This is a genomic window from Aeromicrobium halocynthiae (assembly GCF_039531385.1).
Taxonomy (GTDB): domain Bacteria; phylum Actinomycetota; class Actinomycetes; order Propionibacteriales; family Nocardioidaceae; genus Aeromicrobium; species Aeromicrobium halocynthiae.
Window position 1 is genome coordinate 263,220 of record NZ_BAAAPY010000003.1, and the last position, 22,889, is coordinate 286,108.

General features: G+C 72.4%; 23 protein-coding genes and 1 pseudogene. 6 read left to right on the forward strand and 18 right to left on the reverse strand.

The features are described from left to right. Positions 1-5: 5 nt before the first annotated feature. From ABD213_RS06885 to ABD213_RS06895, 3 genes are read right to left on the reverse strand one after another with little or no spacing between them, the layout of a single operon-like run. Positions 6-2,054, reverse strand: coding sequence for a PTS fructose transporter subunit IIABC (locus ABD213_RS06885; protein WP_344326250.1), 2,049 nt, complete (start codon positions 2,052-2,054; stop codon positions 6-8). Beyond that, complete coding sequence (locus ABD213_RS06890) at positions 2,042-3,025, reverse strand: 1-phosphofructokinase family hexose kinase (RefSeq protein ID WP_344326251.1); 984 nt, start codon at positions 3,023-3,025, stop codon at positions 2,042-2,044. The genes ABD213_RS06885 and ABD213_RS06890 overlap by 13 nt, the downstream gene beginning before the upstream one ends. Further along, entirely contained in the window at positions 3,022-3,789 is a 768-nt protein-coding gene (locus ABD213_RS06895; protein WP_344326253.1) for a DeoR/GlpR family DNA-binding transcription regulator, read from the reverse strand. Before ABD213_RS06895 ends, ABD213_RS06890 begins: the two co-directional genes overlap by 4 nt. A gap of 169 nt (positions 3,790-3,958) precedes the next feature. Here ABD213_RS06895 and ABD213_RS06900 point away from each other — a divergent pair, with 169 nt between their 5' ends. After that, on the forward strand, positions 3,959-5,608 hold the full coding sequence (locus ABD213_RS06900) for a putative PEP-binding protein (RefSeq protein ID WP_344326254.1): 1,650 nt from the start codon (positions 3,959-3,961) through the stop codon (positions 5,606-5,608). 137 nt (positions 5,609-5,745) lie between these two features. Here ABD213_RS06900 and ABD213_RS06905 read toward each other — a convergent pair whose 3' ends face one another. After that, entirely contained in the window at positions 5,746-6,021 is a 276-nt protein-coding gene (locus ABD213_RS06905) for a hypothetical protein (protein ID WP_344326255.1), read from the reverse strand. A 176-nt stretch (positions 6,022-6,197) separates the two neighbouring features. On the opposite strand from ABD213_RS06905, the gene ABD213_RS06910 reads away from it, so the two are divergent. Continuing rightward, positions 6,198-7,343, forward strand: coding sequence for an HNH endonuclease signature motif containing protein (locus tag ABD213_RS06910; protein WP_344326256.1), 1,146 nt, complete (start codon positions 6,198-6,200; stop codon positions 7,341-7,343). A gap of 1 nt (position 7,344) precedes the next feature. Here ABD213_RS06910 and lysS read toward each other — a convergent pair whose 3' ends face one another. Beyond that, entirely contained in the window at positions 7,345-8,853 is a 1,509-nt protein-coding gene (gene lysS, locus ABD213_RS06915; protein ID WP_344326257.1) for a lysine--tRNA ligase, read from the reverse strand. A gap of 67 nt (positions 8,854-8,920) precedes the next feature. On the opposite strand from lysS, the gene nhaA reads away from it, so the two are divergent. The 3 genes from nhaA to ABD213_RS06930 are packed head-to-tail and all read left to right on the forward strand — an operon-like array spanning position 8,921 to position 11,460. Continuing rightward, entirely contained in the window at positions 8,921-10,738 is a 1,818-nt protein-coding gene (nhaA, locus tag ABD213_RS06920) for a Na+/H+ antiporter NhaA (RefSeq protein WP_344326258.1), read from the forward strand. A 10-nt stretch (positions 10,739-10,748) separates the two neighbouring features. Further along, positions 10,749-11,159, forward strand: coding sequence for a magnetosome magnetite crystal formation protein family (locus ABD213_RS06925; protein ID WP_344326259.1), 411 nt, complete (start codon positions 10,749-10,751; stop codon positions 11,157-11,159). Beyond that, positions 11,146-11,460, forward strand: a complete 315-nt coding sequence (locus ABD213_RS06930) for an ankyrin repeat domain-containing protein (RefSeq protein ID WP_344326260.1) — start codon at positions 11,146-11,148, stop codon at positions 11,458-11,460. The genes ABD213_RS06925 and ABD213_RS06930 overlap by 14 nt, the downstream gene beginning before the upstream one ends. Here the strand turns inward: ABD213_RS06930 and ABD213_RS06935 are convergent. From ABD213_RS06935 to ABD213_RS06950, 4 genes are read right to left on the reverse strand one after another with little or no spacing between them, the layout of a single operon-like run. After that, entirely contained in the window at positions 11,420-12,199 is a 780-nt protein-coding gene (locus ABD213_RS06935) for a type III pantothenate kinase (protein ID WP_344326261.1), read from the reverse strand. The two genes, ABD213_RS06930 and ABD213_RS06935, sit on opposite strands and share 41 nt — an antisense overlap. After that, positions 12,196-12,642: an aspartate 1-decarboxylase gene (gene panD, locus ABD213_RS06940; RefSeq protein ID WP_344326262.1), complete on the reverse strand. Its 447-nt coding sequence runs from the start codon at positions 12,640-12,642 to the stop codon at positions 12,196-12,198. Before panD ends, ABD213_RS06935 begins: the two co-directional genes overlap by 4 nt. A 2-nt stretch (positions 12,643-12,644) precedes the next feature. Next, complete coding sequence (gene panC / locus ABD213_RS06945) at positions 12,645-13,490, reverse strand: pantoate--beta-alanine ligase (RefSeq protein ID WP_344326263.1); 846 nt, start codon at positions 13,488-13,490, stop codon at positions 12,645-12,647. A gap of 1 nt (position 13,491) precedes the next feature. Beyond that, positions 13,492-14,400, reverse strand: coding sequence for a Rossmann-like and DUF2520 domain-containing protein (locus tag ABD213_RS06950; RefSeq protein ID WP_344326265.1), 909 nt, complete (start codon positions 14,398-14,400; stop codon positions 13,492-13,494). Between the two features lie 204 nt (positions 14,401-14,604). Between ABD213_RS06950 and ABD213_RS06955 the strand changes: the two are divergent. Next, positions 14,605-15,666, forward strand: a pseudogene (locus tag ABD213_RS06955) (DUF885 domain-containing protein); the annotation flags it as partial. A 322-nt stretch (positions 15,667-15,988) separates the two neighbouring features. On the opposite strand, the gene ABD213_RS06960 reads toward ABD213_RS06955, so the two are convergent. The 9 genes from ABD213_RS06960 to tilS all read right to left on the reverse strand — a co-directional run bounded on the left by ABD213_RS06960 (position 15,989) and on the right by tilS (position 22,881). Continuing rightward, positions 15,989-16,471, reverse strand: coding sequence for a DUF3180 domain-containing protein (locus tag ABD213_RS06960; RefSeq protein WP_344326266.1), 483 nt, complete (start codon positions 16,469-16,471; stop codon positions 15,989-15,991). Between the two features lie 10 nt (positions 16,472-16,481). Then, a complete protein-coding gene (folK, locus tag ABD213_RS06965; RefSeq protein ID WP_344326267.1) occupies positions 16,482-17,045 on the reverse strand; it encodes a 2-amino-4-hydroxy-6-hydroxymethyldihydropteridine diphosphokinase in 564 nt (187 codons plus the stop codon). Next, positions 17,042-17,419 (reverse strand): dihydroneopterin aldolase, encoded by a 378-nt coding sequence (gene folB / locus ABD213_RS06970; RefSeq protein ID WP_344326268.1) that lies wholly within the window; start codon positions 17,417-17,419, stop codon positions 17,042-17,044. Before folB ends, folK begins: the two co-directional genes overlap by 4 nt. After that, positions 17,419-17,835, reverse strand: coding sequence for a nuclear transport factor 2 family protein (locus ABD213_RS06975; RefSeq protein ID WP_344326269.1), 417 nt, complete (start codon positions 17,833-17,835; stop codon positions 17,419-17,421). Before ABD213_RS06975 ends, folB begins: the two co-directional genes overlap by 1 nt. Then, positions 17,832-18,641 (reverse strand): dihydropteroate synthase, encoded by an 810-nt coding sequence (folP, locus tag ABD213_RS06980; RefSeq protein ID WP_486303322.1) that lies wholly within the window; start codon positions 18,639-18,641, stop codon positions 17,832-17,834. Before folP ends, ABD213_RS06975 begins: the two co-directional genes overlap by 4 nt. Positions 18,642-18,685: 44 nt before the next feature. Then, positions 18,686-19,264 carry a GTP cyclohydrolase I FolE gene (gene folE, locus ABD213_RS06985; RefSeq protein WP_344326271.1) on the reverse strand — a complete coding sequence of 193 codons (579 nt, stop codon included), beginning with the start codon at positions 19,262-19,264 and terminating at the stop codon, positions 18,686-18,688. Then, positions 19,261-21,261, reverse strand: coding sequence for an ATP-dependent zinc metalloprotease FtsH (gene ftsH, locus ABD213_RS06990; RefSeq protein WP_344326273.1), 2,001 nt, complete (start codon positions 21,259-21,261; stop codon positions 19,261-19,263). The genes folE and ftsH overlap by 4 nt, the downstream gene beginning before the upstream one ends. A 104-nt stretch (positions 21,262-21,365) precedes the next feature. Further along, positions 21,366-21,923, reverse strand: coding sequence for a hypoxanthine phosphoribosyltransferase (gene hpt / locus ABD213_RS06995; RefSeq protein WP_344326274.1), 558 nt, complete (start codon positions 21,921-21,923; stop codon positions 21,366-21,368). 4 nt (positions 21,924-21,927) lie between these two features. Continuing rightward, the gene (gene tilS, locus ABD213_RS07000) at positions 21,928-22,881 is read right to left on the reverse strand and encodes a tRNA lysidine(34) synthetase TilS (protein WP_344326275.1); all 954 of its coding nucleotides are present in this window, start codon (positions 22,879-22,881) and stop codon (positions 21,928-21,930) included. Positions 22,882-22,889: the final 8 nt, after the last annotated feature.

Below are 22,889 nucleotides of genomic sequence, written 5' to 3' on the forward strand. Positions count from 1 at the left end.
GGGGCTCAGGCGTCCACGGCGTCGCGCGTGTAGACGTGCTCGAAGTCTCCCGCGGCGCGCTCGCGGCCGAGCTGCTTGAGCACGGTGACGGCGGCCGCGGCGACGAGGGTGCCGATGACGACGGCGGCGAGGAACCAGAGCACCTGGTCGACGGCGAAGAGCACGAAGATGCCGCCGTGCGGCGCGGCGAGCGTGACGCCACCGGCCATCGCGACGGCACCGGCGGTGGCCGAGCCGAGCATCATCGACGGGATGACGCGCAGCGGGTCGGCCGCGGCGAACGGGATGGCACCCTCGGTGATGAACGCCGCACCGAGGAGCCACGCCGCCTTGCCGTTCTCCTGCTCGGCCGGCGTGTAGAGGCTCGGGCGGAGCGCTACCGACAGCGCGAGGGCGAGCGGCGGGACCATGCCGCCGATCATCACGGCGGCCATGATCATGACCTCGGTCCCGCCGGAGGCGATCGCCTCGGCCGTGAGACCCGTGGTCGCGAAGACGTAGGCGGCCTTGTTGACCGGTCCGCCCATGTCGAAGGCCATCATCGCGCCGAGCAGGATGCCGAGCAGGATCATCGAGCCGCCGGAGAGGCCGTTGAGCCAGCTGGTCAGGCCCTCGGTGGCGTTGGCGATGGGGCGGCCGAGGACGAGCAGCATCAGCATGCCGGCGACGATGGTCGTGACCAGCGGGATGATGACGACGGGCATCAGGCCGGCGAGCCAGCGCGGGGCAGGCCGCTTGGCGATCCACCCGGCGATGAGTCCGGCGATCAGGCCGCCGACGATGCCGCCGAGGAAGCCGGCGCCGACCTGGTTGGCCAGGAAGCCCATCACGAAGCCGGGCGCGATGCCGGGCCGGTCGGCGATGGCGTAGGCGATGTAGCCGGCGAGTGCCGGGACGAGGAAGCCGAAGGCCCACGAGCCGAGCAGGAACAGCAGCGCACCGATGTAGGTGAGCAGGCTGCTGCCGAACAGGGCGTACTCGCCGGCGGCCGGCAGGTTCGTGAGGGTGTTCTCGTCGAGGATGTCCTCCGCCGTGCCGGTGACGTCGTACCCGGCGAGCAGGAATCCGAGCGCGATGAGCAGGCCGCCGGCGGCGACGAACGGGATCATGTAGCTGACGCCGGTCAGGAGCCACTGCCGCAGCTTCAGCCCGATCCCGGCGTGCTCGGGGGCCTCGTCGGCGCTTGCAGCGGCCTCGCCGTCGACCCGCTTGGCCTTCGGATCGGCCGCGGCGCGGACGGCCTCTTCGACCATCGCGTCGGGCTCGTTGATGGCGCGCTTGACGCCGGAGACGACGACCGGCTTGCCCGCGAACCGGGCGGCGTCCTTGACGCCGACGTCGGTGGCGAAGATGACCGCGTCGGCGGCCTCGATGGTCGACGGGGCGAGGGCCGCGGCACCGGCCGAGCCCTGCGTCTCGACCTGCAGGTCCACGTCGGCCCGCTCGCCGGCCTGCGTCAGCGCGTCGGCGGCCATGTAGGTGTGGGCGATGCCGGTGGGGCACGCGGTGACCGCGACGATCCGCGTGGTGCGCGGACCGGAGGTGGAGTCGGCGGGAGCGGCGGCCTCCTGCACAGCGGGGGCCGCCTGGGCGGGCGCGTCGGCGGGACCGAGCACGTCCTCCACGAGGTTCACGACCTCCTCGGCCGAGCCGGCGGCGCGCAGCGCGTCGGTGAACTCCGCGCGCACGAGCGCGCGGGCGAGGGAGGACAGCAGGGTCAGGTGCTCCTGGCCGGCACCCTCGGGAGCGGCGATGAGGAAGACGAGGTCGGCGCCGCCGTCCTTCGCGCCGAAGTCGGCGGCCGGAGCGAGGCGGGCGAAGACCAGCGTGGGGGTGGAGACGGCCGCGGACCGGCAGTGCGGGATGGCGAGGCCGCCGGGCAGGCCCGTGGCGGACTGGCCCTCGCGAGCGAGGGCGTCGTCGCTCAGCTGCTCGACGTCGTCGCTGCGGCCGGCGTCGGCGACGCGTGCCGCGAGGGCAGGGATGACCGCGCCGGCGTCGGCGCCGAGGTCGGCGTCGAGCAGCACGAGCTCGGGGGTGATCAAGCGGTCCATGACGGGTCCTTCGCGGTGGGTGCGTTGCCGAGGCCCTCGGCGGCTGGGGTCGCCAGCGCGTCGACGTCGGCGGGGGTCGGTGGGGTGGATCCGGGCAGTGCGGCGGCGGCGCTGCCGTGCGCGACGGCCGTCGCCACGGTGGTGGGGTCGTCGTGCCCGGCGACTCGCGCCAGGAGGTAGCCGGCGAGGGACGAGTCGCCGGCGCCGACGGTGCTGCGGGGGGTGATGGGCGGCGAGGCGCAGAACCACGACCCCGCGGCGGTGGCGAGGACGGCGCCGGTGGAGCCGAGGGTCAGCAGGACGTCGGCCGGGCCACGTTCCGCGCGCAACCGCTGGGCCGCCGCGGCGGCGAGCTCGGGGTCGGCCTCGACGGCCTCCGCGTCGCCACCGAGGATCTCGACCAGCTCGTGTCCGTTCGGCTTGACGACGTCCGGCGCGCACGCCGGGTCGGCCAGCACCGCCTCGAGCGCGGGCCCGGAGGTGTCGACGGCCACCCGGACGCCCGAGCCGCGCAGGGAGCGCAGCAGGTCGGCGTACCAGGACGGATCGACGTCGGTCGGCAGCGAGCCGCAGATCGCGACCCACTGCGCGCCACGCGCGGCCCGGAGCACCGCCGACGCGAGCTCGTCGAGCTCACGGCCCGTGAGGCCCGCCCCGGGGGCGTTGAGCTTCGTGGTGGTCCCGTCGGGCTCGGCGAGCGTGAGGTTCACGCGGGTCGGGTGGGCGACCGGGACGAGCCGCGTCGGCAGGCCCGTCGGCTCGAGGGTCGACAGCAGGGCGTCGTGCGGTCCGACGGGCACGACGGCGCACGTGCGCGCTCCCGCGGCATGGACCACGCGGGCGACGTTGATGCCCTTGCCCCCGGGCTGGTCGACGGCCGCACCGGTGCGCTGGACGGCGCCCCGCTCCAGGCTCGACCCCAGCGGGACGAGCCGGTCGATCGCCGGGTTGGCGGTGACGGTGACGATCATGCGAGCTGCACCTCCAGGCCGGCGTCACGCAGGCGGGCGACGTGGTCGGGGTCGGCGCCGTCGTCGGTGATCAGCAGGTCGATCGCGTCGAGGGCGGCGAACGTGACGAGGTACTCGGTGTCGAGCTTGCTGGAGTCCGCCAGCACGATGCTGCGCCGCGCCGCGGCGACGACGGAGCGCTTGACGGCCGCCTCGTCGAAGTCCGGCGTGGTGAGCCCGCGTTCGGCGGAGACGCCGTTGGCACCGAGGAAGGCGACGTCGGCCCGCAGGCGCGCGTACGTCGAGACCACGTCGGACCCGACGGCCGCAGCAGTGCGACCGCGGACCCGGCCACCGACGACGACCAGGTCGACGTCCTCGCGCCGCGAGAGCATGGCGGCGACGACCGTGCCGTGCGTGACGACCGTGAGGGAGGAGCCGACCGGCAGCTGCTCGACCAGCGCAGCGGTGGACGTTCCCGCGTCGACGAGGACGGTCCCGCCGTCGGCCGGCAGGTGCTCGGCCGCCGCAGCGGCGATGCGCAGCTTCTCGCGCCCGCTGCGCTCCTCGCGGTCGCTGAGACCGAGCTCGGTCGCCTGCACGGCGCTGCGCGCGACGGCACCGCCGTGGACGCGGCGGACCAGCCCGTGGCGCTCGAGCGCGTCGAGGTCGCGTCGGATGGTCTCGCCGGAGACTCCGAGGTCGCGGGCGGCGTCGCCGACGCTGACGCGACCGTCGCGGCCCAGCCGCTCGGTCAACGCTGCTCGGCGTTCCGCTGCGTACACGCGGTGCTCCCGTCTCTCATCACGAATCGATGTTGATTCATGTGGATTTGATGTTGATATGTGTTGTTCTACGGGATAGTCTGCCGATACGTCAAGCCACCTGGACGAAAAGCCTCGCGATGAGGTCGCCCGGGTCACACTCGGATCACTCCGCTCCCCTGGAGGCAGCATGCGTTGCACCGGCACCCCGGTCGTCCCGGGCATCGGCGTCGGCGTCGTCGTCACGCCGGCCCCCCGCCCGACCGTCCCCGCCGACGAGCCGACCCGTCCCGACCTGGCGGAGGCCTTCGCCGCGGCGTCCACCGTCGTCGCCGAGCGGCTCACGGCACGAGCCTCCGCCGCGAGCGGCGCGGCCAGCGAGGTCCTGAGTGCCACCGCAGCCCTCGCGACCGACCGCGGCCTCGCCGCCCTCGTCGCCAAGCACGCGGACCGCGGACCGGCCACGGCCGTCACCGCTGCCGTCGAGGAGCTCGAGGCGATGTTCACCGCCGCTGGCGGCCTCATGGCCGAGCGCGTGACCGACCTGCGCGACGTCCGCGACCGCGTCGTCGCGGAGCTGCTCGGGCTGCCCGAGCCCGGCATCGTGCCACCCACCGAGCCGTCGGTGCTGTTCGCCGACGACCTCGCCCCCGCCGACACCGCCGGCCTCGACCCCGAGCTCGTCGTGGGCATCGCCTGCCGCCTGGGCGGCACCACCAGCCACACCGCGATCATCGCCCGCCAGCTCGGGATCCCGTGCGTCGTCGGCGTCGCGGACCTGCCGGTGGAGGACGTGCCGGCGCGCGCCCTCGTCGACGGTGGTACCGGCGAGGTGCTCCCCGACCCCGACCCCGTCGAGGCGACCCGCCGCGTCGAGCACGACGAGGCTCGCCGCGCCGCAAGCGCCGACTGGGCCGGCCCGGGCGCGACGGCTGACGGCACCCCCGTCCAGGTGCTCGCGAACGTCCAGGACGCGGCCGGTGCAGAGCGGGCCGCCGCGGAGCCCGTCGAGGGGTTCGGGCTCTACCGCACGGAGCTGAGCTTCCTCGACCGCGGCTCGGAGCCGACCGTCGAGGAGCAGACCGACGTGTACGCGAAGGTCCTGCAGGCCGCCGGCGAGCACAAGGTCGTCGTGCGCACGCTCGACGCGGGCTCGGACAAGCCGCTCGCGTTCGCCGACATGGGCACCGAGCCCAACCCGGCCCTCGGCGTCCGGGGCCTGCGGGTCGCCCGCCGCATGCCCGAGCTGCTGGAGCGCCAGCTCGAGGCGATCGCCGCCGCGGCCGAGCGCACCGGCACCGAGACGTGGGTGATGGCGCCGATGGTCTCCGTGCTGTCCGAGGCGGCGGACTTCGCCGCCAAGGTCCGGGCGCTCGGACTCACGCCGGGCGTCATGATCGAGACGCCGTCGGCCGCTCTGCTGACCGACCGACTGCTCGAGCACCTCGACTTCGTCTCCGTCGGCACCAACGACCTCAGCCAGTACGCCTTCGCCGCCGACCGCATGGCCGCCGACCTCGGCGACCTCACCGACCCGTGGCAGCCGGGGTTGCTGCGGCTCGTCGAGATCATCGCCACCGCCGGACAGGAGGCGGACAAGCCCGTCGGCGTGTGCGGCGAGGCCGCCGCCGACCCGCAGCTCGCCTGCGTGCTCGCGGGGCTCGGCGTCACGTCACTCTCGTGCGCCGCCACCGCGGTGCGCGCCGTGGGCGCGCAGCTCGGCGCGGTCACGATGGACCAGTGCCGCGAGGCGGCCCGCGTCGCGCTCGCTGCGGACGATCCGGCTGCGGCGCGTGAAGCCGTCGGCGCGGCGCTCTCAAGCGACAGCCCCGGCATCTGAGACGCATCATGTGGTGACCGAGTAGCCCGGACCGTGCCGGGGGCGCCGGTCCATGCGTCTCGAGATCACACCAGACGGCGAGGGCACCGGGCACCGGGCACCGGGCACCGACGATCAGGCCGCGGACGAGAAGCGGATCATCGGGCGGAGTCGGGTGCGGACGTACAGGACACCGCGCCGAACACCAGGTTCCAGGTCGACTCGTCCCCCGCGTCGTCGCAGTGGTGGACCGTCCTCCCGGACTCCCGCTCCTCGCGTCGGACGTGAGCAGAGGCGCCCCATTCCTCCGGGTCGGGGAAAATGATGACGGCGTCGACACCCCTGTGAGACCAGGTCACGGGAAGGACGAGGGCGAGGTCCTGAGCGGTCGGGCCGTCCATCCTCAGCCCGATGCCGCGGACCTCCATGTCCATGCAGCGCAGGTCGAGCCGCCGAATGGTCGAGGAGGTCCACGCAACCAACGGCTCATCGAACTCGAGGGGCTCCCATGCGCCAGCGTCCGACATCGCTCCACCCTACGGTTCCACCTCGGTGGTTGACCTGTGGATCGGCGGCAGACATTGTCAGCAGTCGAGTGTATGTTCGTTACATGGAAGAGTTGGTAGGTGCAGCAGTCGACGATCTGGAGCTGGTCTCGCGCTCGCTCGCGCAGGCCGAGGCCGCCTCGTTCGCCGCCATGGTGCGCTACCGCGACGTCGAGGAGGCCCGCATTGGCGAGCTGGACTCGTCGATGCGGGCCCTGGTGGAGCGGTCGATGATCGCGATGGAGATCGGTCAGGCGATGGGTCTGTCGGAGCACCAGGTGGTGTCGCGGTTCGCCGTCGCCGACCGGGTCATCGAGCACGCACCCGCGTGCTGGGCTGCCTTCTGCGACGGGCTGATTGACGCCGCGCGGGTGCGGGAGATCTCCACCGGTCTGGACCGGCTCGAGCGGGAGTCCTCGTGGGCGCTGCTCGACGAGAAGGCCCTCGCCTATGCCACCACCCACACCACCAGTGAGCTGCGGGCCTGGATCAAGCGGTTCGTCACCCGCGTCGAGCCCGACGAGGCGCTCGATCGGGCCGAGAAGGCCCGTGAGCAGCGGCACGTGTCCCTGCACCACCTCGAGGACGGCATGTCCTGGCTCTCGGCCTACCTCCCCTCCCACCAGGCAGCCGCGGTGATGAAACGCCTCGACCGCGCCGCACGCATCCCCGTCGACGACGAGGACGACCGCACGTTGCCGCAGCGGACCGCCGACCTGTTCGTCTCGTGGCTCACCCACGGCGAGACCACCGACCTCCCGACGATCACCGGCGACGTCGCCGTCACCATCGAGGCCGACGTGCTCACCGGACTCATCGACGGCCACGCCGAGTCCTCCGACGGCGAGTGGTCCGTCCCGGTCTCGTGGATCCTCGACGAGATCGATCCTGACGACACCTTCTGGCACCGGATCGTCACCGATCCCGTCACCAGCGATGTTCTCGCTCACGACTACGTCGGACGGTTCGCCCCCGAGACCCTCGCCAAGGCCATCAGATTCAGGGACGGAGTCTGCCGAGCACCAGGGTGCCGGGTACCGGCAGGGAGGTGCGACCTCGACCACCGAGAACCCTGGCCCACCGGCCCCACCAACGGGGACAACATGTGGGCACTGTGCAGGCGACACCACTCCATGAAGGGCCACGACGTCCTGCGATGGATCCTGCCCTCCGGCCGCGAGGTCCCCGCCGACACGCTTCTCGCCATCTGACCTACTCCCGACGACCGATCGGGAAGAGGATCGCCTCGCGGATGCCGATGCCCTGCAGCAGCATCACCAGCCGGTCGACGCCCAGACCCATGCCCCCGGCCGGCGGCATGCCGAACTCCAGCGCCCGCAGGAAGTCCTCGTCGACGTCCATCGCCTCCGGGTCCCCCGCCGCCGCGAGCCGCGCCTGCTCCTCCAACCGCTCCCGCTGGATCACCGGGTCGTTCAGCTCCGAGTACGCCGGCGCCAGCTCCACCCCGTTGATGATGAGGTCCCACGCCTCCACCAGACCCGGCGTCGACCGGTGCTTCTTCGCCAACGGCCGCACCGCCTCCGGGTAGTCGCACACGAACGTCGGCGCGATCAGCGTGTGCTCCACCAGCTTCTCGAACAGCTCAAGCACCACCTCGCCCTCGCCCCAGTGGTCGCGCAGCGCCACGTCGTGCTTGCCCGCCAACGCCTGCAGCTCACCCAGCGACGTCTCGACCGTCACCGTCCTGCCGACGGCCTCCGAGACCAGCTCGTGGACCGTGGCGCGCCGCCATGGCTGCTCCAGGTCGATCTCCGTGCCGTCACGACCCGGCACGACCGTCTTCCCGACCGCACGAGCAGCGTCGAGGACGAGGTCACGTACCAGGTCCGCCATCGTGTCATAGGAGCCGTACGCCTCGTACACCTCGAGCATCATGAACTCGGGGTTGTGCGTGTTGTCGACGCCCTCGTTGCGGAACGTCTTGCCGATCTCGTAGACGCGGTCGATGCCGCCCACCAGCGCCCGCTTGAGGTGCAGCTCCAGCGCGATCCGCAGCAAGGCGTCCTCGTCGTACGCGTTGACGTGGGTGGCGAACGGACGCGCCGCCGCACCGCCGTTCGTGTGCTGCAGGACCGGCGTCTCCACCTCGACGTAGTCACGCTCGTCCAGCGTGCGGCGCAGCGACTGCAGCACCCTGGCCTTGACGCGGACGTTCTCACGGGCCTCTGGCCGCACGATCAGGTCGACGTACCGCATCCGCGCCCGCGCCTCGTCCGACAACGGCTTGTGCTCGTTCGGCAGCGGCCGCAGCGTCTTGGCCGCCAGCTGCCACGACGACGCCAGCACGCTCAGCTCCCCACGACGCGACGTGATCACCTCGCCCGTGACGCTCACGTGGTCGCCGATGTCGACCCGCGCCTTGAACGCCTCCAGGGACTCCTCCCCCACGCCATCGAGCGAGACCATCGCCTGCAGCGCCGTTCCGTCACCCTCGCGCAACGAGACGAACACGAGCTTGCCCTGGCCGCGCCGGAAGATGACCCGCCCCGCCACCGACACGACGTCGCCGGAGTGGTGGTCCGGTCCGAGCTCCGCGGCGTCGTAGGCCTCGACGACCTGGCGCAGGGTGTGGGTGCGCTCGACGATCACCGGGTACGGCTCGTCACCGGCGTCCAGGATCTCCTGGCGCTTCTCCCGGCGGATCCGCAGCTGCTCGGGCAGGTCGTCGGTCTCGTCGGGCGTCGGGGGCGTCGGGTTCACGGGCCCCATTCTCCCCAACGCGACCCCAGCGGGAATGTCCACCCCGTCCAGGTGGTTCGGAGTCTTCGTGACCGACCAGACCCGCACCGCCGGCCGCCTGCGGTCAGCCCTGGCCAACAGCGAGACCGAGCAGGTCGGCGCGGTCCTCCTGCTCGTCGCCACGCTCGCCGCGATCGCGTGGGCCAACCTCGGGTCCGGGTACGAGCAGTTCTGGGCCACGGAGGCGCGCATCGGCCTCGACGGCTGGTCGATCGGCCTCGACCTCCAGCACCTCGTCAACGACGCCATCATGGCGCTGTTCTTCTTCGCCGTCGGACTCGAGGTCAAGCGCGAGCTCACCATCGGCGAGCTCACCGGCCGCTCCCGCGCCCTCGTCCCCGCCGCGGGTGCCCTCGCCGGGCTCGTCGTCCCGGCGCTGATCTTCCTGCTCATCGCCCGCGACTCCGGCCAGGCCCAGGCGTGGGGCGTCGTCATCTCCACCGACACCGCGTTCCTCGTCGGCGCTCTCGCCGTCATCCGGCCCGCCCACCCGTCGCGGCTGCGGATCTTCCTGCTGACCCTCGCCGTCGTCGACGACATCGGCGCGCTCGGCGCCATCGCCATCTTCTACACCGCCGACCTGCGCCTCACCCCCCTGCTCGTCGCGGTCGGTGCGCTCGTCCTCATCGCGCTCGTCCGGTTCGTCCCGACCGGGCGGGGCCCGCTCTACGCGATGCTCGCCGTCGTGGTCTGGTTCGGCGTCCACGAGGCGGGCGTGCACGCCACCATCGCCGGCGTCGCCGTCGCGCTGCTCATCCCCGTCGCCGGGCCACGACGCGACGACGTCGAACGCGTCGTCGAGCTGACCCGCAGCTTCCGCCAGTCACCCAACCCTCGCTACGCGGCCGCCGCCCAGCGGCAGCTGCGGGAGTCGATCTCGCTGAACGAGCGCCTGCAGCAGTCGTTCGCGCCCTACATCGCCTTCATGATCCTGCCGATCTTCGCCCTCGCGAACGCCGGCGTGACGCTCGACGGGGAGACGCTCCAACGGGCCGCGACGTCGTCACTCACGTGGGGCATCGTCGCCGGGCTCGCGGGCGGCAAGCTGCTCGGCATCACCGCCGTCACCTTCGCGGTGCACCGCAGCGGCGTCGGCCGGCTCGCGCCCGGCATGACCATCGGACGCGTGGCCGGTGGGGCCGCCCTGTCCGGCATCGGCTTCACGATCTCCCTGCTGATCGTCTCCATCGCCATCGACGACCCGGCTGCCAGCGACGAGGCACGCGTCGGTGTGCTGGCCGCATCGCTGCTGAGCTTCCTCCTCGGTTGGGTGATCCTGTCCACGCTCGACCGCAAGGTCCCCGTCACCCCGCCCGGCTCGGTCCTGCTCCGCCCCTTCGACCCCGAGCGCGACCACTACGTCGGTCCGGCCGACGCTCCCCTGGTGCTCGTCGAGTACGGCGACTTCGAGTGCCCGTTCTGCAGCCGCGCCACCGGCATGGTCGAGGAGGTCATGGAGCAGTACGGCACCGACCTCGTGTGGGTGTGGCGCCACCTGCCGCTGCACCGCCACCACCCGCACGCTGAGCTCGCTGCTCGGGCCTACGAGGCGGCGGACCTGCAGGGGCGCCGGCTCGAGCTCGCCCGTTGCCTGTGGGCCAACCCCGACCGCCTCGAGCGGCTCGACCTGCTGCGCTACGCCGACGAGATCGGACTGGACCTCGACCGGTTCGAGGCGGACATGGACTCCGAGGCGGTGCGCCGGCGGGTCGCCGAGGACGAGGACGACGCCGACCTCATGGACATCTCGGGGACCCCGACGTTCTTCGTCGGCGGCCGCCGACACGTCGGCGACTGGGACGCCCCGACGATGAGCGCCGCACTGGAGGCCGCGCGGGGCCGCTAGGTTGCTGCGCATGAGCGCCTTGCCGTGGGGCCTCGGGCTCGGGGTGTTCCTCTGCGTGCCTTTCGTGTCCTCGGTGCTGGCGTCGATCGCGATGGTCGTCGCCGGTCGGCTGCAACGCGGCAAGGAGCGCCACGTCGCGGAGAACGGCCGCAACGCCGCGAACTGGGGTCTGACCTACCTGCTGCTCACCGTGGTGCTCGTCGGCACCCACTTCGGCCTGCTCTACGCCCTGACGCGCGACGGCGGCAGCATCGACGGCTTCTTCCCCTTCGGCATCATCATCCTCACCTGGATCACCGTGAGCGTCGTGCACGTCGGATTCAGCATCGCCGGTCTCGTGAAGGGCCTGCGACAGGAGATCTTCTCCGCTCCGGCCATCTCCTTCTTCTCCCGCCCGGAGGTCGACGATGAGCGGCGGTGACTGGAAGGACCTGTACGCCGCCGCGTCGGCCGGCGACCTCGAGCTGGTCCGCTTCCACCTGCGGGGCGGGATCGACCCGGACTACGTCCATCCCGAGTACCAGTGCACGGTGCTCGTGGCGGCGATCGTGAACGGTCACGAGGACGTCGCCCTGGAGCTCCTGGACGCCCGTGCCGACCCGACCCTGTACTCCGAGCTCGACGACCTCACGCCCGCGCAGGCCGCCCGGCGCCACCGGGTGGCGCGCGTGGAGGACCGGCTCAGCCGTGGTTCTTCTCGTGGACCAGCCGCAGGCCGGTGAGGGTCAGCCACGGGTCGCGGGCCGTGATCGTGGAGCAGTGGTCGAGGACGACGTCGGCGTAGGACCCGGTGGCGATGACCGCGACGTCGTCGTGGTCCGCGCCCAAGGTCTCGCAGATGCGCTCGACGATGCCGTCGACGAGACCCGCGAAGCCGAACACGGCGCCGGCCTGCACCGCCTCGACGGTGTTCTTGCCGATCACGCTGCGCGGCTCGGCCAGCTCCACAGCGCGCAGCTGCGCTCCGCGGCGAGCGAGGGCGTCGAGGGACAGCTCCACGGCGGGAGCGATCGCGCCGCCGAGGTAGCGGTTCTGCTCGTCGAGGACGTCGAAGATGGTGGCGGTGCCGTTCATGTCGACGACGACGGCCGGCCCGCCGTACAGCTCGGCCGCCGCGAGGGCGTTGACGATGCGGTCCGAGCCGACCTCGCGCGGGTTGTCGGTGTGGATCGCGACGCCGGTCTTGACGCCGGGGCCGACGACGGAGACCGGGACGCCGGAGAAGTACCGCTCGAGCATCGCCTTGAGCTCGAGCTGGATGCTCGGCACGGTGCAGCACATGGCCACCGCCTCGACCTCACCCAGGCCGGCGGTGCGGACGAACCCGTGTGCCATGAGGAACCACTCGTCGGCGGTGCGGGCCACGTCGGAGGAGACCTCCCAGTGGTCCAGCAACGTCTCGCCGTCGAAGACCCCGATGACGGACCGGCTGTTGCCGACGTCGAGCGTCAGCAGGCTCACGACGTGCTCGCGACCAGCGGGTTCGCGACGACGTCGCCGCGCACCAGCGCTCCGCCCGCCGTGCCCGGGAGCACCTCGGCAGGATCCGACCCGGTGCCTATGACGCGGTTCTCGGAGTCGACGAACACGACGCTCGGCTCGAAGGTCCGCGCCTCGGCGTCCTCCATCTGGCCGTAGGCGATCAGGATGACGAGGTCGCCGGGGTGCACGAGACGGGCGGCGGCACCGTTGATGCCGATGACACCCGAGCCCCGCTCGCCGGCGATCGTGTACGTCTCCAGGCGGGCGCCGTTGTCGATGTCGACGATGTGCACGAGCTCGCCGGGGAGCAGGTTCGCGGCGTCCAGCAGGTCGGCGTCCACGGTCACGGAGCCGACGTAGTGCAGGTCGGCCTGCGTGACGGTGGCGCGGTGGATCTTCGAGGTCATCATGGTGCGCAGCATGGTCAGGCTCCTTCGTGGGTGGTCGGTCCGAGGACCAGGCCGATGTTGTCGAGCAGTCGGGGGGTACCGATGCGGGCGGCGATCAGGAGGCGTGCCTCCTGGCCGGGTACCGCCTCGTCCAGGTCGGGTCCGGTCAGGGTGAGGTAGTCGGGAACGACGCCCTCGGCGTCGAGGACGGCTCTCGCTGCCGCGAGCACGTGCTCGGCTCCTCGCGGCGCGGCGTCGACTCCTGCCGTGAGGGCGCGGTGCAGCACGCTCGCGCGGGCCCGGTCGTCGGCACCCAGGTAGACGTTGCGCGAGCTCATCGCGAGACCGTCGGCCTCCCGGACGATCGGGCAGCCGACGACGTCGACGCCCATGGACAGCTCGCGGACCATCCGCCGGATGAGCACGAGCTGCTGGAAGTCCTTCTCTCCGAACACCGCGACGTCGGGCCGGACGATGCCGAACAGCTTCGCGACGACCGTCAGCACGCCGCGGAAGTGGGTGGGGCGCTGCTCGCCCTCGAGCACCCGACCGAGCGGACCCGGCTCGACGACGACGCCGGAATCCGGGCCGTCGGGATACATGGTCGCCACCTCGGGCAGCAGGACGACGTCGACCCCGGCCTCGTCGCAGCGCTCGAGATCGGCGTCGAGGGTCCGCGGGTAGGCCTCGAAGTCCTCCCCCGGCGCGAACTGCGTCGGGTTGACGAAGATCGACACGACGACGGTCTGCGCGAGCGGCCGGGCGTGCTTCATCAGCTGCACGTGCCCGTCGTGCAGCGCGCCCATGGTGGGCACGAGGGCGACGGTCCCTTCGCCGCGGACGGCGGCGAGCTCGGCGGGAGTGCGGACGACCGTGGGCACGTCAGACACCGACTCGTTGCGGTGAGACCGCGTCCCGCACCGCGTCGGCGGTGCGGGCGTCGAGACGCTCGTCGCGCTCGGCGCGGTCCGCGGTGGCCCTCGCCATGGCCACGTAGGCGTCGCGGGTCGAGGCCGGAGCGTGCTCGAGCGCGTCGACGTGGGCTCGGACGGTGGTGACGTCACCGCGGGCGACCGGACCGGACAGGGCGGCGTCGCCCAACGCGAGGGCGTTGGCGAGGGCCGCCTCCAGCAACGGGCGGAGCACGTCGGCCGGCGTCGCGTCGGCGTCCGCCGGCACCGTGGCGACGCCCCGCAGCAGCTCCAGCGACTGCGCGACCAGCGTGACGAGGTGGTTCGCGCCGTGCGCCAGTGCGGCGTGGTAGCGGACGCGGTCGTCCTCGTCGACCCACAGGACGCTGCCGCCGAGGTCCTTCACGAGAGCCTCGGCGGTCTCGCGCTCGGCGTCGTCCGCGGTCAGGCCCCAGACGCAGGCTCGGTCGAGGTCGTCGGTCGCGCCCGTGAAGGTCATGGCCGGGTGCAGCGCAATCGGTCGGGCCCCGGCGCGGGTCAGGGCCTCGAGCGCGGCGAGGCCGTGGCGGCCGCTGGTGTGGGCGACGATCGTCCCGGGGCGGACGGCCCCGGACCCGGCCAGCTCCTCCGACAGCGCGACGAGGGCGTCGTCGGGCACGGCGAGGACGAGCAGGTCGGCCCGCCCGGCGACCTCCGTCGGCGCCAGGACCGGGACGCCGGGGAGCGTCGTGGCCGCGCGCAGGACCGATGCGTCCGACCGTGCGCTGACGGCGGCGATCTCGTGGCCGGCCGACCGCAGGGTCGCCCCGACGACGGAGCCGACGCGGCCCGCGCCGACGATGCCGACGGACAGGGCAGGGCGCTGCACGACGTTCTGCATGGGGTGTGCCTCTCGTTCCAGTCCCGCGAGGGGTACCAGACAATGTGACGTCCTCAGTCTATCCCTCGAGCACGGTCGTGCGCCCCTCGGTGGGTGAGGTCACACCGTGCCGCCACCTACGCTCGTCCCATGGCTGACGCACCCACTCCCCTCGACCGGATCGCCGACGGCTGGCTGGAGACCCTGCTGGAGCTGTACTCCGAGATGCACGTCGAGCTCGGTCGGCCCGGACGTGAGGGCGAGTACACCGACCACTCCCCCGACGGCCACGCCGCAGCGGCCGATGCCTCCCGGGAGACGCTGGCCCGTGTGCGTGCGACCGAGGCGGTCGGGGCCGAGGATGCGATCACCCGCACGGAGCTGATCCGCACCCTCGAGCTGGCGGTGGAGCAGCACGACGACGGCGCGTGGCGCCGCGACCTGAACGTCATCGCCTCCCCCGCCCAGGGCATCCGCGACGTGCTGGACCTCATGCGCGACGACACCGACGACGACCGCGCGGCCATCGAACGGCGACTGCGCAACGTCCCCGCCGCCCTGGCCGGGTACCAGGAGTCCCTGCGGGCCGGCATCGCCGCCGCGGACACCCCGGCCCTGCGCCAGGTCGAGGCCGTGGCCGCCCAGGTCGACCGGCTGACCGGCGACGACGGGTACTTCGCGCGCATCGGGACGCCTGCGGCGGGCGTCGCTCGAACCGCCTACGGCGAGCTCGCCTCCTTCCTCCGCCAGGAGCTCGCGCCGCGTGCCCGGACCACCGACGCGGTCGGACGGGAGCGCTACGCCCTCGCGTCCCGTGGGTTCGTCGGCACCACGATCGACCTCGACGAGACGTACGCGTGGGGCCTGGAGAACCTGCGCCTCGTGGTCGAGGAGCAGGAGCAGATGGCAGCGCAGATCGTGCCCGGCGGTGGGGTGCGCGAGGCGATCGCCGCACTGGAGGCCGACCCGTCGCGCGCGCTGCACGGCACCGATGCCCTGCAGGCCTGGATGCAGGAGACCAGTGACGCCGCCGTCGATGCCCTCGCCGGCGTCCACTTCGACGTCCCCGAGGCCCTGAGGGCGCTCGAGTGCCGCATCGCCCCGACCCAGGAGGGCGGCATCTACTACACGCCGCCCAGCGAGGACTTTTCCCGCCCCGGTCGGATGTGGTGGAGCGTCCCGGTGGGCGTCGAGCGGTTCGACACGTGGCGCGAGCTGACCACCGTCTACCACGAGGGCGTCCCCGGCCACCACCTCCAGCTCGGGACGGCCATCCTCGCCGCGGACCGGCTCAACGCCTGGCGACGACTCAACTGGAACTCCGGTCACGGCGAGGGCTGGGGGCACCTGGGACGCGGACTTCGCCCTCGCCTTCATGACCGAGCACGTCGCGATGAACGCCCCGTTCATCCGCTTCGAGGTGCTGCGCTACCTCGGCTGGGCCGGCCAAGCCCCGTCGTACGCGGTCGGCCAGCGGCTGTGGCAGCAGCTGCGGGAGGACTGGACGAGCCGGCACGGCGCCGACCTGCGCACCTTCCACCGGGAGGCGCTCGCCGTGGGCTCCGTCGGGATGGGCACGCTGCGCGAGCACCTGCTCGCGGGCTGAGGCTCAGCTGCTCGTCTCCACGCCTGCCGGCGGCTCGTCGTCGTCCTCGGGCAGCCGCAGCGTGCGCTCCAGCCACAGGGCCGCGGCCACGACGGCGCCAGCGGCCACCGTGGCGAGCCCGGACTCGATCACCCTCGCCCGGCCGAGACCGGTCTCGAGGGAGTCGAGGTACATGAGCGCGTAGCCCAGGTATCCCCCGGCGAAGACCGCCCCGACCATCGCCGAGGCCTTGGCGAGGGCCAGCAGGCGCAGGCCGAGCTCGCTGTGCATCTTGCGGTGGTCGTCGCGCAGCGAGCGCCACGTGCCGCGCGCCGTCGACGCGAGGCCGAAGGCGAGCGCCGCCAGCACCAGCGGTGCGACCCAGCCGGGTCGAGGAGGCACCTCACCCATCCGACGGGCGAGCTCCGGGACCGAGGTCCCGAGGACCAACCCGATGGCGACCGCCACCGCCACGTGCAGGGCGGGCGTGGGACGGACCGGTCTCATGGGAGGAACGTCAGAGCATGATCTCGAGGTCGCCGCGACGCTTGACGCCGGAGGTGTCGACGTCGCCGATGATGTCGGCGACGAATCCCTTGCCCGGGATCTCGCCCTCGGGGTCGATCTCCAGCCACGGGACCAGCACGAAGCCACGCTCGTGGGCGCGGGGGTGCGGCAGGGTGAGCGTGTCGTCGTCGGCGACGCGGTCGCCCACCACGATGAGGTCGACGTCGAGGGTGCGCGGCCCGTTGGGCTCGGACCGCTCGCGACCGAACGCGTCCTCGATGGCCATGGCGCGGTCGAGGAGGGTGTGGACCGTCAAGGTGGTGTCGAGCAGGACGACGGCGTTCAGGAAGTCCTCCGAGCCCTCGGGTGCGCCCACGGGCTCGGTCTCGTAGACCGAGGAGACCGCCACGAGGGTGACCTCGGGGGTGTCCTCGAGGGCGGCGACGGCCCCCTGCAGACGATCCAGGCGGTCGCCGAGGTTCGAGCCGAGGGCGAGGACGGCCTGACGGATGGGGCGCATCCCACCGGTCATGGTGTCCGCATCGAGCACGTACGGCGTGGGCGACTCGGTCACTGCTTGCTCCGCTCTGTGGTCACGCTGACATCGTCGAACGCCACCGGGATGGGGGCTTCGGGCTTGTGCACCGTCACGCTCGCCCACTGCACGGGCGGGTGCGACAGGCACAAGTCCACCATACGGAGTGCGAGGGACTCAATGAGGTCCATGGGGGGTCCGGTGACGACGTCGTGGATCTGCTGGGCGAGCACGCCGTAGTCGACCGTGGCGGCGAGGTCGTCGCCGGTGCCGGCCGGGGTGATGTCCAGCCCGACGGTCACGTCGACGACGAACTCCTGGCCGTCGCGACGCTCGTGCTCGAACACGCCGTGGTGCCCGCGGGCCCTCAGCCCGCGCAGGTCGATGCGGTCCAGGCCGCTGGGCAGGGGCATCAGTCGGTCTCCTCGACGGGCTCGAGCACGGGGGACGCGTGGCGTGACCAGAACCGCCACGGCGCCTCGGCACCGTCGCGCACGAGCACGCTCGTGCACACGGCCTTGCCGCCGGTGAACGAGTCGCTCGTCTCGACGCCCTCGCCGGAGAGGATGTTCTCGGTGCACGTGACGACGGCGACGTCGCCGGCGTGGACGCTGAAGGAGACGTCGGTGAGGAAGAACTGGATGTACTCGACGTTCGCCATCACCACGGCCCACGAGCGCAGCACGGCGTCGGTGCCCGTGAGCGGCTCCGAGCCCGGGTGCACGCACGAGGTGGCCGGGGACTGCGCCCACAGCGACTCCATGAGCTCGAGGTCGCCGGTCTCGACGGCGTCGTAGAAGGCCCGGTGCCGGGCGAGGACGTCGCTCACCGGCGCCCCCCGGCGTGCTCCTGGTGGAGGCGGGCGACGACGCGCACCGCGTCGGCCGACGGGCGCGGGTCGTGCACCCGGACGGCCCACGCGCCGGCCGCGGCCGCGAGCGTCGAGACGGCGGCGGTGGCGTCCTCGCGGTCGTCGACCGGACGGTGACCGGACTCGTCGGCCAGCAGCTGACCGAGGAACCGCTTGCGGCTCGCCGCGACCAGCAGCGGGTGCCCCATCGCGGCGAACGCCTCGAGCCGCGCGAGCACCGACCAGTTCTGGTCGCCGGTCTTCGAGAAGCCCAGCCCGGGATCGACGACGATGCGCTCGGGGGCGACGCCGGCCTCGACCGCGTCGCGCACCGACGCGCCGAGCTCGCGGACGACGTCGCCGGCGACGTCGGCGTAGTGGGTGAGGTCCTGCATGCGTTCAGCGTGCCCTCGCCAGTGCATGAGCACCACTGGAAGCTCCTCGCGGGCGACCAACGGCACCATGTCCGGATCGGCGCGGCCGCCGGAGACGTCGTTGACGAGCACTGCCCCGGCCTCGACCGCCGCCGCGGCGACCCGCGAGCGCATCGTGTCGACCGAGACCGCCACGCCCTGCCCGGCCAGGCCACGCACGACGGGCAGCACCCGCGCGAGCTCCTCGTCGGCGTCGATGCGCTGCGCCCCCGGCCGCGTCGACTCCCCGCCGACGTCGACGAGGTCGGCACCGGCCTCCACGAGCCCGAGCCCGTGCTCGACCGCCGTGCCGGGATCGACCCACCGTCCCCCGTCGCTGAAGGAGTCCGGGGTGACGTTGACGACGCCCATCACCCGGCACCGACCGATCGGCTCCAGGATCGTCGGGGTGGGGCTCACGCGCGAGCCCGGCCGGCGGTGATCAGCCCCATCGCCTCGGCCCGGGTGGCGGGATCGCGCAGCTGACCGCGCACGGCGCTGGTGATCGTGCTGGCCCCGCCCTTGCGGACGCCGCGCATCGCCATGCACAGGTGCTCGGCCTCGATGACGACGATGACGCCACGGGGCCTCAGCGACTCGATCATCGCGTCGGCGATCTGCGTGGTCAGACGCTCCTGGACCTGCGGGCGACGCCCGTAGCAGTCGACGAGCCGGGCGAGCTTGGACAGGCCCGTGACGTGGCCACCCTCGCCGGGGATGTAGCCGACGTGCGCGAGGCCGGTGAACGGCACCAGGTGGTGCTCGCACATGCTCCACAGCTCGATGTCCTTGACCAGGACGAGCTCGTCGTGGCCGACGTCGAACGTGGCGGAGAGGATCTCCTGAGGGTCCTGGTCCATCCCGGCGAGCAGCTCCTCGTAGGAGCGCGCGACCCGCGCCGGCGTGTCGCGCAGCCCGTCGCGGTCGGGGTCCTCCCCGACCGCGATCAGCAGCTCGCGGACCGCGGCCTCGGCGCGGGCGTGGTCGATCGTCATGGGGTCGGCTCCTCCGTCGAGGGGGGCTCGGCATCCGGTCCCTGGTCGGGACCCACGGTGAGCCCCTCCGGCTCGGGGTCGGGGGTCGACGCCGACTCCGGCACCTCCACCGGCGGCACGTCCGACGGGACGCGTGTGTCCGAGCCCGTCCACGCCGGGCGGACCTCGCGACGGCGCAGCGGCTCGAAGATGCGCGCCACCTCGGCCTTGTCGAGCGTCTCGCGATCCATCAGCTCGAGCACCAGGGCGTCGAGGACGTCGCGGTTCTCGGCGAGGATGTCGAACGCCTCCTGGTGGGCGTGGGTGAGCAGCGCACCGACCTCCTCGTCGACGATCGCCGCCACCCGCTCGGAGTAGTCGCGGGTGTGGCCCATGCCCGCGCCCGCACCGAGGAACGGCTGGCTGTTGTCGCTGCCGAGCTTGACCGCACCGACCCGCTCGCTCATGCCGTACTGCGTGACCATCGCCCGCGCGAGACCCGTGGCCTTCTCGATGTCGTTGCCCGCCCCGGTGGTGGGGTTGTGGAAGACCAGCTCCTCGGCCGCACGACCGCCCAGCATGTAGGCGAGCTTGTCCTGGAGCTCCGCACGCGTCTGGCTGTACTTGTCCTCCTCCGGCAGCACCATCGTGTAGCCGAGGGCACGCCCGCGGGGAAGGATCGTGATCTTGTGGACGGGGTCGCTCTGCGGCAGCGCTGCCGCGACGAGGGCGTGCCCGCCCTCGTGGTACGCCGTGACCAGGCGCTCGTGCTCGTTCATCAGTCGGGTGCGCTTCTGCGGACCGGCCATGACGCGGTCGATCGCCTCGTCGAGCGAGGCGTCGGTGATGATCTTCTCGTTGCTGCGCGCCGTGAGGAGCGCGGCTTCGTTGAGCACGTTGGCGAGGTCGGCGCCGCTGAAGCCGGGGGTCCGCCGGGCGACCGCGTTGAGGTCCACGTCGGGACCGATCGGCTTGCCGCGGGCGTGGACCTTCAGGATCGTCTCGCGACCCTTGAGGTCGGGTGCCTCGACACCGATCTGACGGTCGAAGCGCCCGGGGCGCAGCAGCGCGGGGTCGAGGACGTCGGGACGGTTCGTGGCGGCGATGAGGATGACCCCGCCGCGCACGTCGAAGCCGTCCATCTCGACCAGCAGCTGGTTCAGGGTCTGCTCGCGCTCGTCGTGGCCACCGCCCATGCCGGTGCCACGGTGGCGACCGACGGCGTCGATCTCGTCGATGAAGACGATCGCCGGCGCGTTCTCCTTGGCCTGCTCGAACAGGTCTCGGACCCGGCTCGCGCCGACGCCGACGAACATCTCGACGAAGTCGGAGCCGGAGATGGAGTAGAACGGGACGCCGGCCTCGCCGGCGACGGCACGCGCCAGCAGCGTCTTGCCGGTGCCGGGCGGTCCGTAGAGCAGGACGCCCTTGGGGATCTTGGCGCCGACGGCCTGGAACTTGGCGGGCTCGGAGAGGAACTCCTTGATCTCGCCGAGCTCCTCGATCGCCTCGTCGCAGCCCGCGACGTCGCTGAACGTCGTCTGCGGGGTGTCCTTGGTCATGAGCTTCGCCTTGGACTTGGCGAACTTCATGACGCCGCCGCCACCACCCTGGAAGCGCAGGAAGATGTAGATGAAGACACCGATGAGCAGCAGGACCGGCAAGAACCCCAGCAGGAACTGGGTGAGCAGCGACGTGCGCGGGACCTCGACGTTGTAGGTCTCGAGGTCACCGGCGCGGACCTCCCGCTCGGCCTGGGCGACGAGCCTGCTGCCCTGGTCGCCGAGCCACTTGGCCCGGACCTCGGTGTCGTCGTCGAGGGTCGCCTGCATCTCCTGATCACCCTCGACGAAGACGATCTCCTTGACGCGACCCTCGTCGAGGTACTTCACGAGAGTGGCCGTGCGCACCTCGCTCGAGCTGTCTCCGGAGCCGGTGAGGTTGACGATGAGGACGAGGAGGAGAGCGGCGAGCAGGATGATCGCCCACGGACCACGGAACAGGGACTTGGCTTTCATCGACAGGTGGGCGAACCCACTCCTCCCTCGTGATCACGATCAGGCCGTGCGGCTGGGAAAACCGTACACGTCAGGCCCCAGCGGCACCGGCCGGCCAGGAGGGCTCAGGAGTACACGTGCGGCGCGAGGGTGCCGATGCTGCGCATGTTGCGGTAGCGCTCGGCGTAGTCCAGGCCGTAGCCCACGACGAAGGCGTTGGGGATGTCGAAGCCGACGTAGGTGACGTCGACCTCCATGCGCAGGGCGTCCGGCTTGCGCAGCAGGGTGGCGATCTCCACGGAGGCGGGACCGCGGGACTTGAGGTTGGCCACGAGCCACGACAGCGTCAGGCCGGTGTCGATGATGTCCTCGACGATGAGGACGTCGCGACCGCTGATGTCGGTGTCGAGGTCCTTGAGGATGCGCACGACGCCGGAGGACGACGTGCCCGAGCCGTACGAGCTGACGGCCATCCAGTCCATCTCGACGTGCCGGTCGAGGCTGCGGGCGAGGTCAGCCATGACCATCACGGCGCCCTTGAGCACGCCGACGAGCAGCAGGTCGCGGCCCTCGTAGTCGCGCTCGATGTCGCGGGCGAGCTCGGCGAGCCGCGCCCGGATCTGGTCCTCGGTGAAGAGCGTCTGGTCGAGATCGAGGTCGCCCTCGACGTGCTGCGTGTCCACGCGCTCAGCCTGCCACAGGCGTGGGACCGAAGATCAGGGAACTCCCCTCCCGGCGACAGCTCACGCCGCCGGGCAGCTCGACCCGCTCCTGACCGGACCACCGCGTGATGAGCTGGTCCAGCGCGGCGACGTGCACGGCGCCGGTCTCGGCGGGGCTGGCGCCGGCCTCCAGCGCGCTGCGACGCAGGACCCTCGAGCGCAGGGCCTCCGGCAGCGCGGCCAGCACACCCACGTCCGACGGGCGGTCCACCTGGGCTGCGAGGTGGTCGAGCAGGTCGGCGTCGTCGCGCAGGAGGTCGGCCGTGCGGGCCAGCGCGTCGGCGACGCCTCCGCCGAGGACGTCCTCCAGCAGCGGGAGCACCTCGGTGCGCAGCCGGCTGCGCCGGAACCTGACGTCGGCGTTGTGCGGGTCGTCCCACCACGTCGTGGCGTGCGCTCGGCAGACCGTCTCGGTGTCCTCGCGCGTCAGTACCAGCAGCGGGCGGCGCCAGGGGCCGTCGACGGCGCGCATGCCGGCCAGCGAGCGGGCACCGGACCCGCGGCCCAGCCCCAGCAGGACCGACTCGGCCTGGTCGTCGCGGGTGTGTCCGAGCAGGACGACACCGCCCGGTCCTGCGGCGTCGAGCAGGGCCGCACGGCGGGCGCTGCGTGCTGCGGCCTCGGGTCCGCCGGCCGTCCCGACCTCGACGCGCACGCTCCGCGCGGCCAGACCGAGCGTCCGCGCCTGCCGCACCGCCTGCTCGGCGACCTCGGCCGACGCGTCCTGCAGGCCGTGGTCGACGACCAGGGCCTCGGCCGTGAGTCCGTCCTTCGCGGCGACGAAGGCCGTCGCCGCGGCGAGGGCCAAGGAGTCCGCGCCGCCGGACAGCGCGACGATGACCGGGGCGTCGGTCGCGACGTCCGCCAGGACCTCCCGCACGCCCCGGCGGGCCGCCGCCTCCGCCTCGGTGAGCCTCATGCCCAGCC

Bases quoted from the DNA above. Each gene is read 5' to 3' on its own strand.
- ABD213_RS06885 (WP_344326250.1), bottom strand. From the start codon at position 2,054: ATGGACCGCTTGATCACCCCCGAGCTCGTGCTGCTCGACGCCGACCTC.
- ABD213_RS06890 (WP_344326251.1), bottom strand. From the start codon at position 3,025: ATGATCGTCACCGTCACCGCCAACCCGGCGATCGACCGGCTCGTCCCG.
- ABD213_RS06900 (WP_344326254.1), top strand. From the start codon at position 3,959: ATGCGTTGCACCGGCACCCCGGTCGTCCCGGGCATCGGCGTCGGCGTC.
- ABD213_RS06905 (WP_344326255.1), bottom strand. From the start codon at position 6,021: ATGGACATGGAGGTCCGCGGCATCGGGCTGAGGATGGACGGCCCGACC.
- ABD213_RS06910 (WP_344326256.1), top strand. From the start codon at position 6,198: ATGGAAGAGTTGGTAGGTGCAGCAGTCGACGATCTGGAGCTGGTCTCG.
- ABD213_RS06925 (WP_344326259.1), top strand. From the start codon at position 10,749: ATGAGCGCCTTGCCGTGGGGCCTCGGGCTCGGGGTGTTCCTCTGCGTG.
- ABD213_RS06930 (WP_344326260.1), top strand. From the start codon at position 11,146: ATGAGCGGCGGTGACTGGAAGGACCTGTACGCCGCCGCGTCGGCCGGC.
- panD (WP_344326262.1), bottom strand. From the start codon at position 12,642: ATGCTGCGCACCATGATGACCTCGAAGATCCACCGCGCCACCGTCACG.
- ABD213_RS06950 (WP_344326265.1), bottom strand. From the start codon at position 14,400: ATGCAGAACGTCGTGCAGCGCCCTGCCCTGTCCGTCGGCATCGTCGGC.
- ABD213_RS06960 (WP_344326266.1), bottom strand. From the start codon at position 16,471: ATGAGACCGGTCCGTCCCACGCCCGCCCTGCACGTGGCGGTGGCGGTC.
- folB (WP_344326268.1), bottom strand. From the start codon at position 17,419: ATGCCCCTGCCCAGCGGCCTGGACCGCATCGACCTGCGCGGGCTGAGG.
- folP (WP_486303322.1), bottom strand. From the start codon at position 18,641: ATGGGCGTCGTCAACGTCACCCCGGACTCCTTCAGCGACGGGGGACGG.
- folE (WP_344326271.1), bottom strand. From the start codon at position 19,264: ATGACGATCGACCACGCCCGCGCCGAGGCCGCGGTCCGCGAGCTGCTG.
- ftsH (WP_344326273.1), bottom strand. From the start codon at position 21,261: ATGAAAGCCAAGTCCCTGTTCCGTGGTCCGTGGGCGATCATCCTGCTC.
- tilS (WP_344326275.1), bottom strand. From the start codon at position 22,881: ATGAGGCTCACCGAGGCGGAGGCGGCGGCCCGCCGGGGCGTGCGGGAG.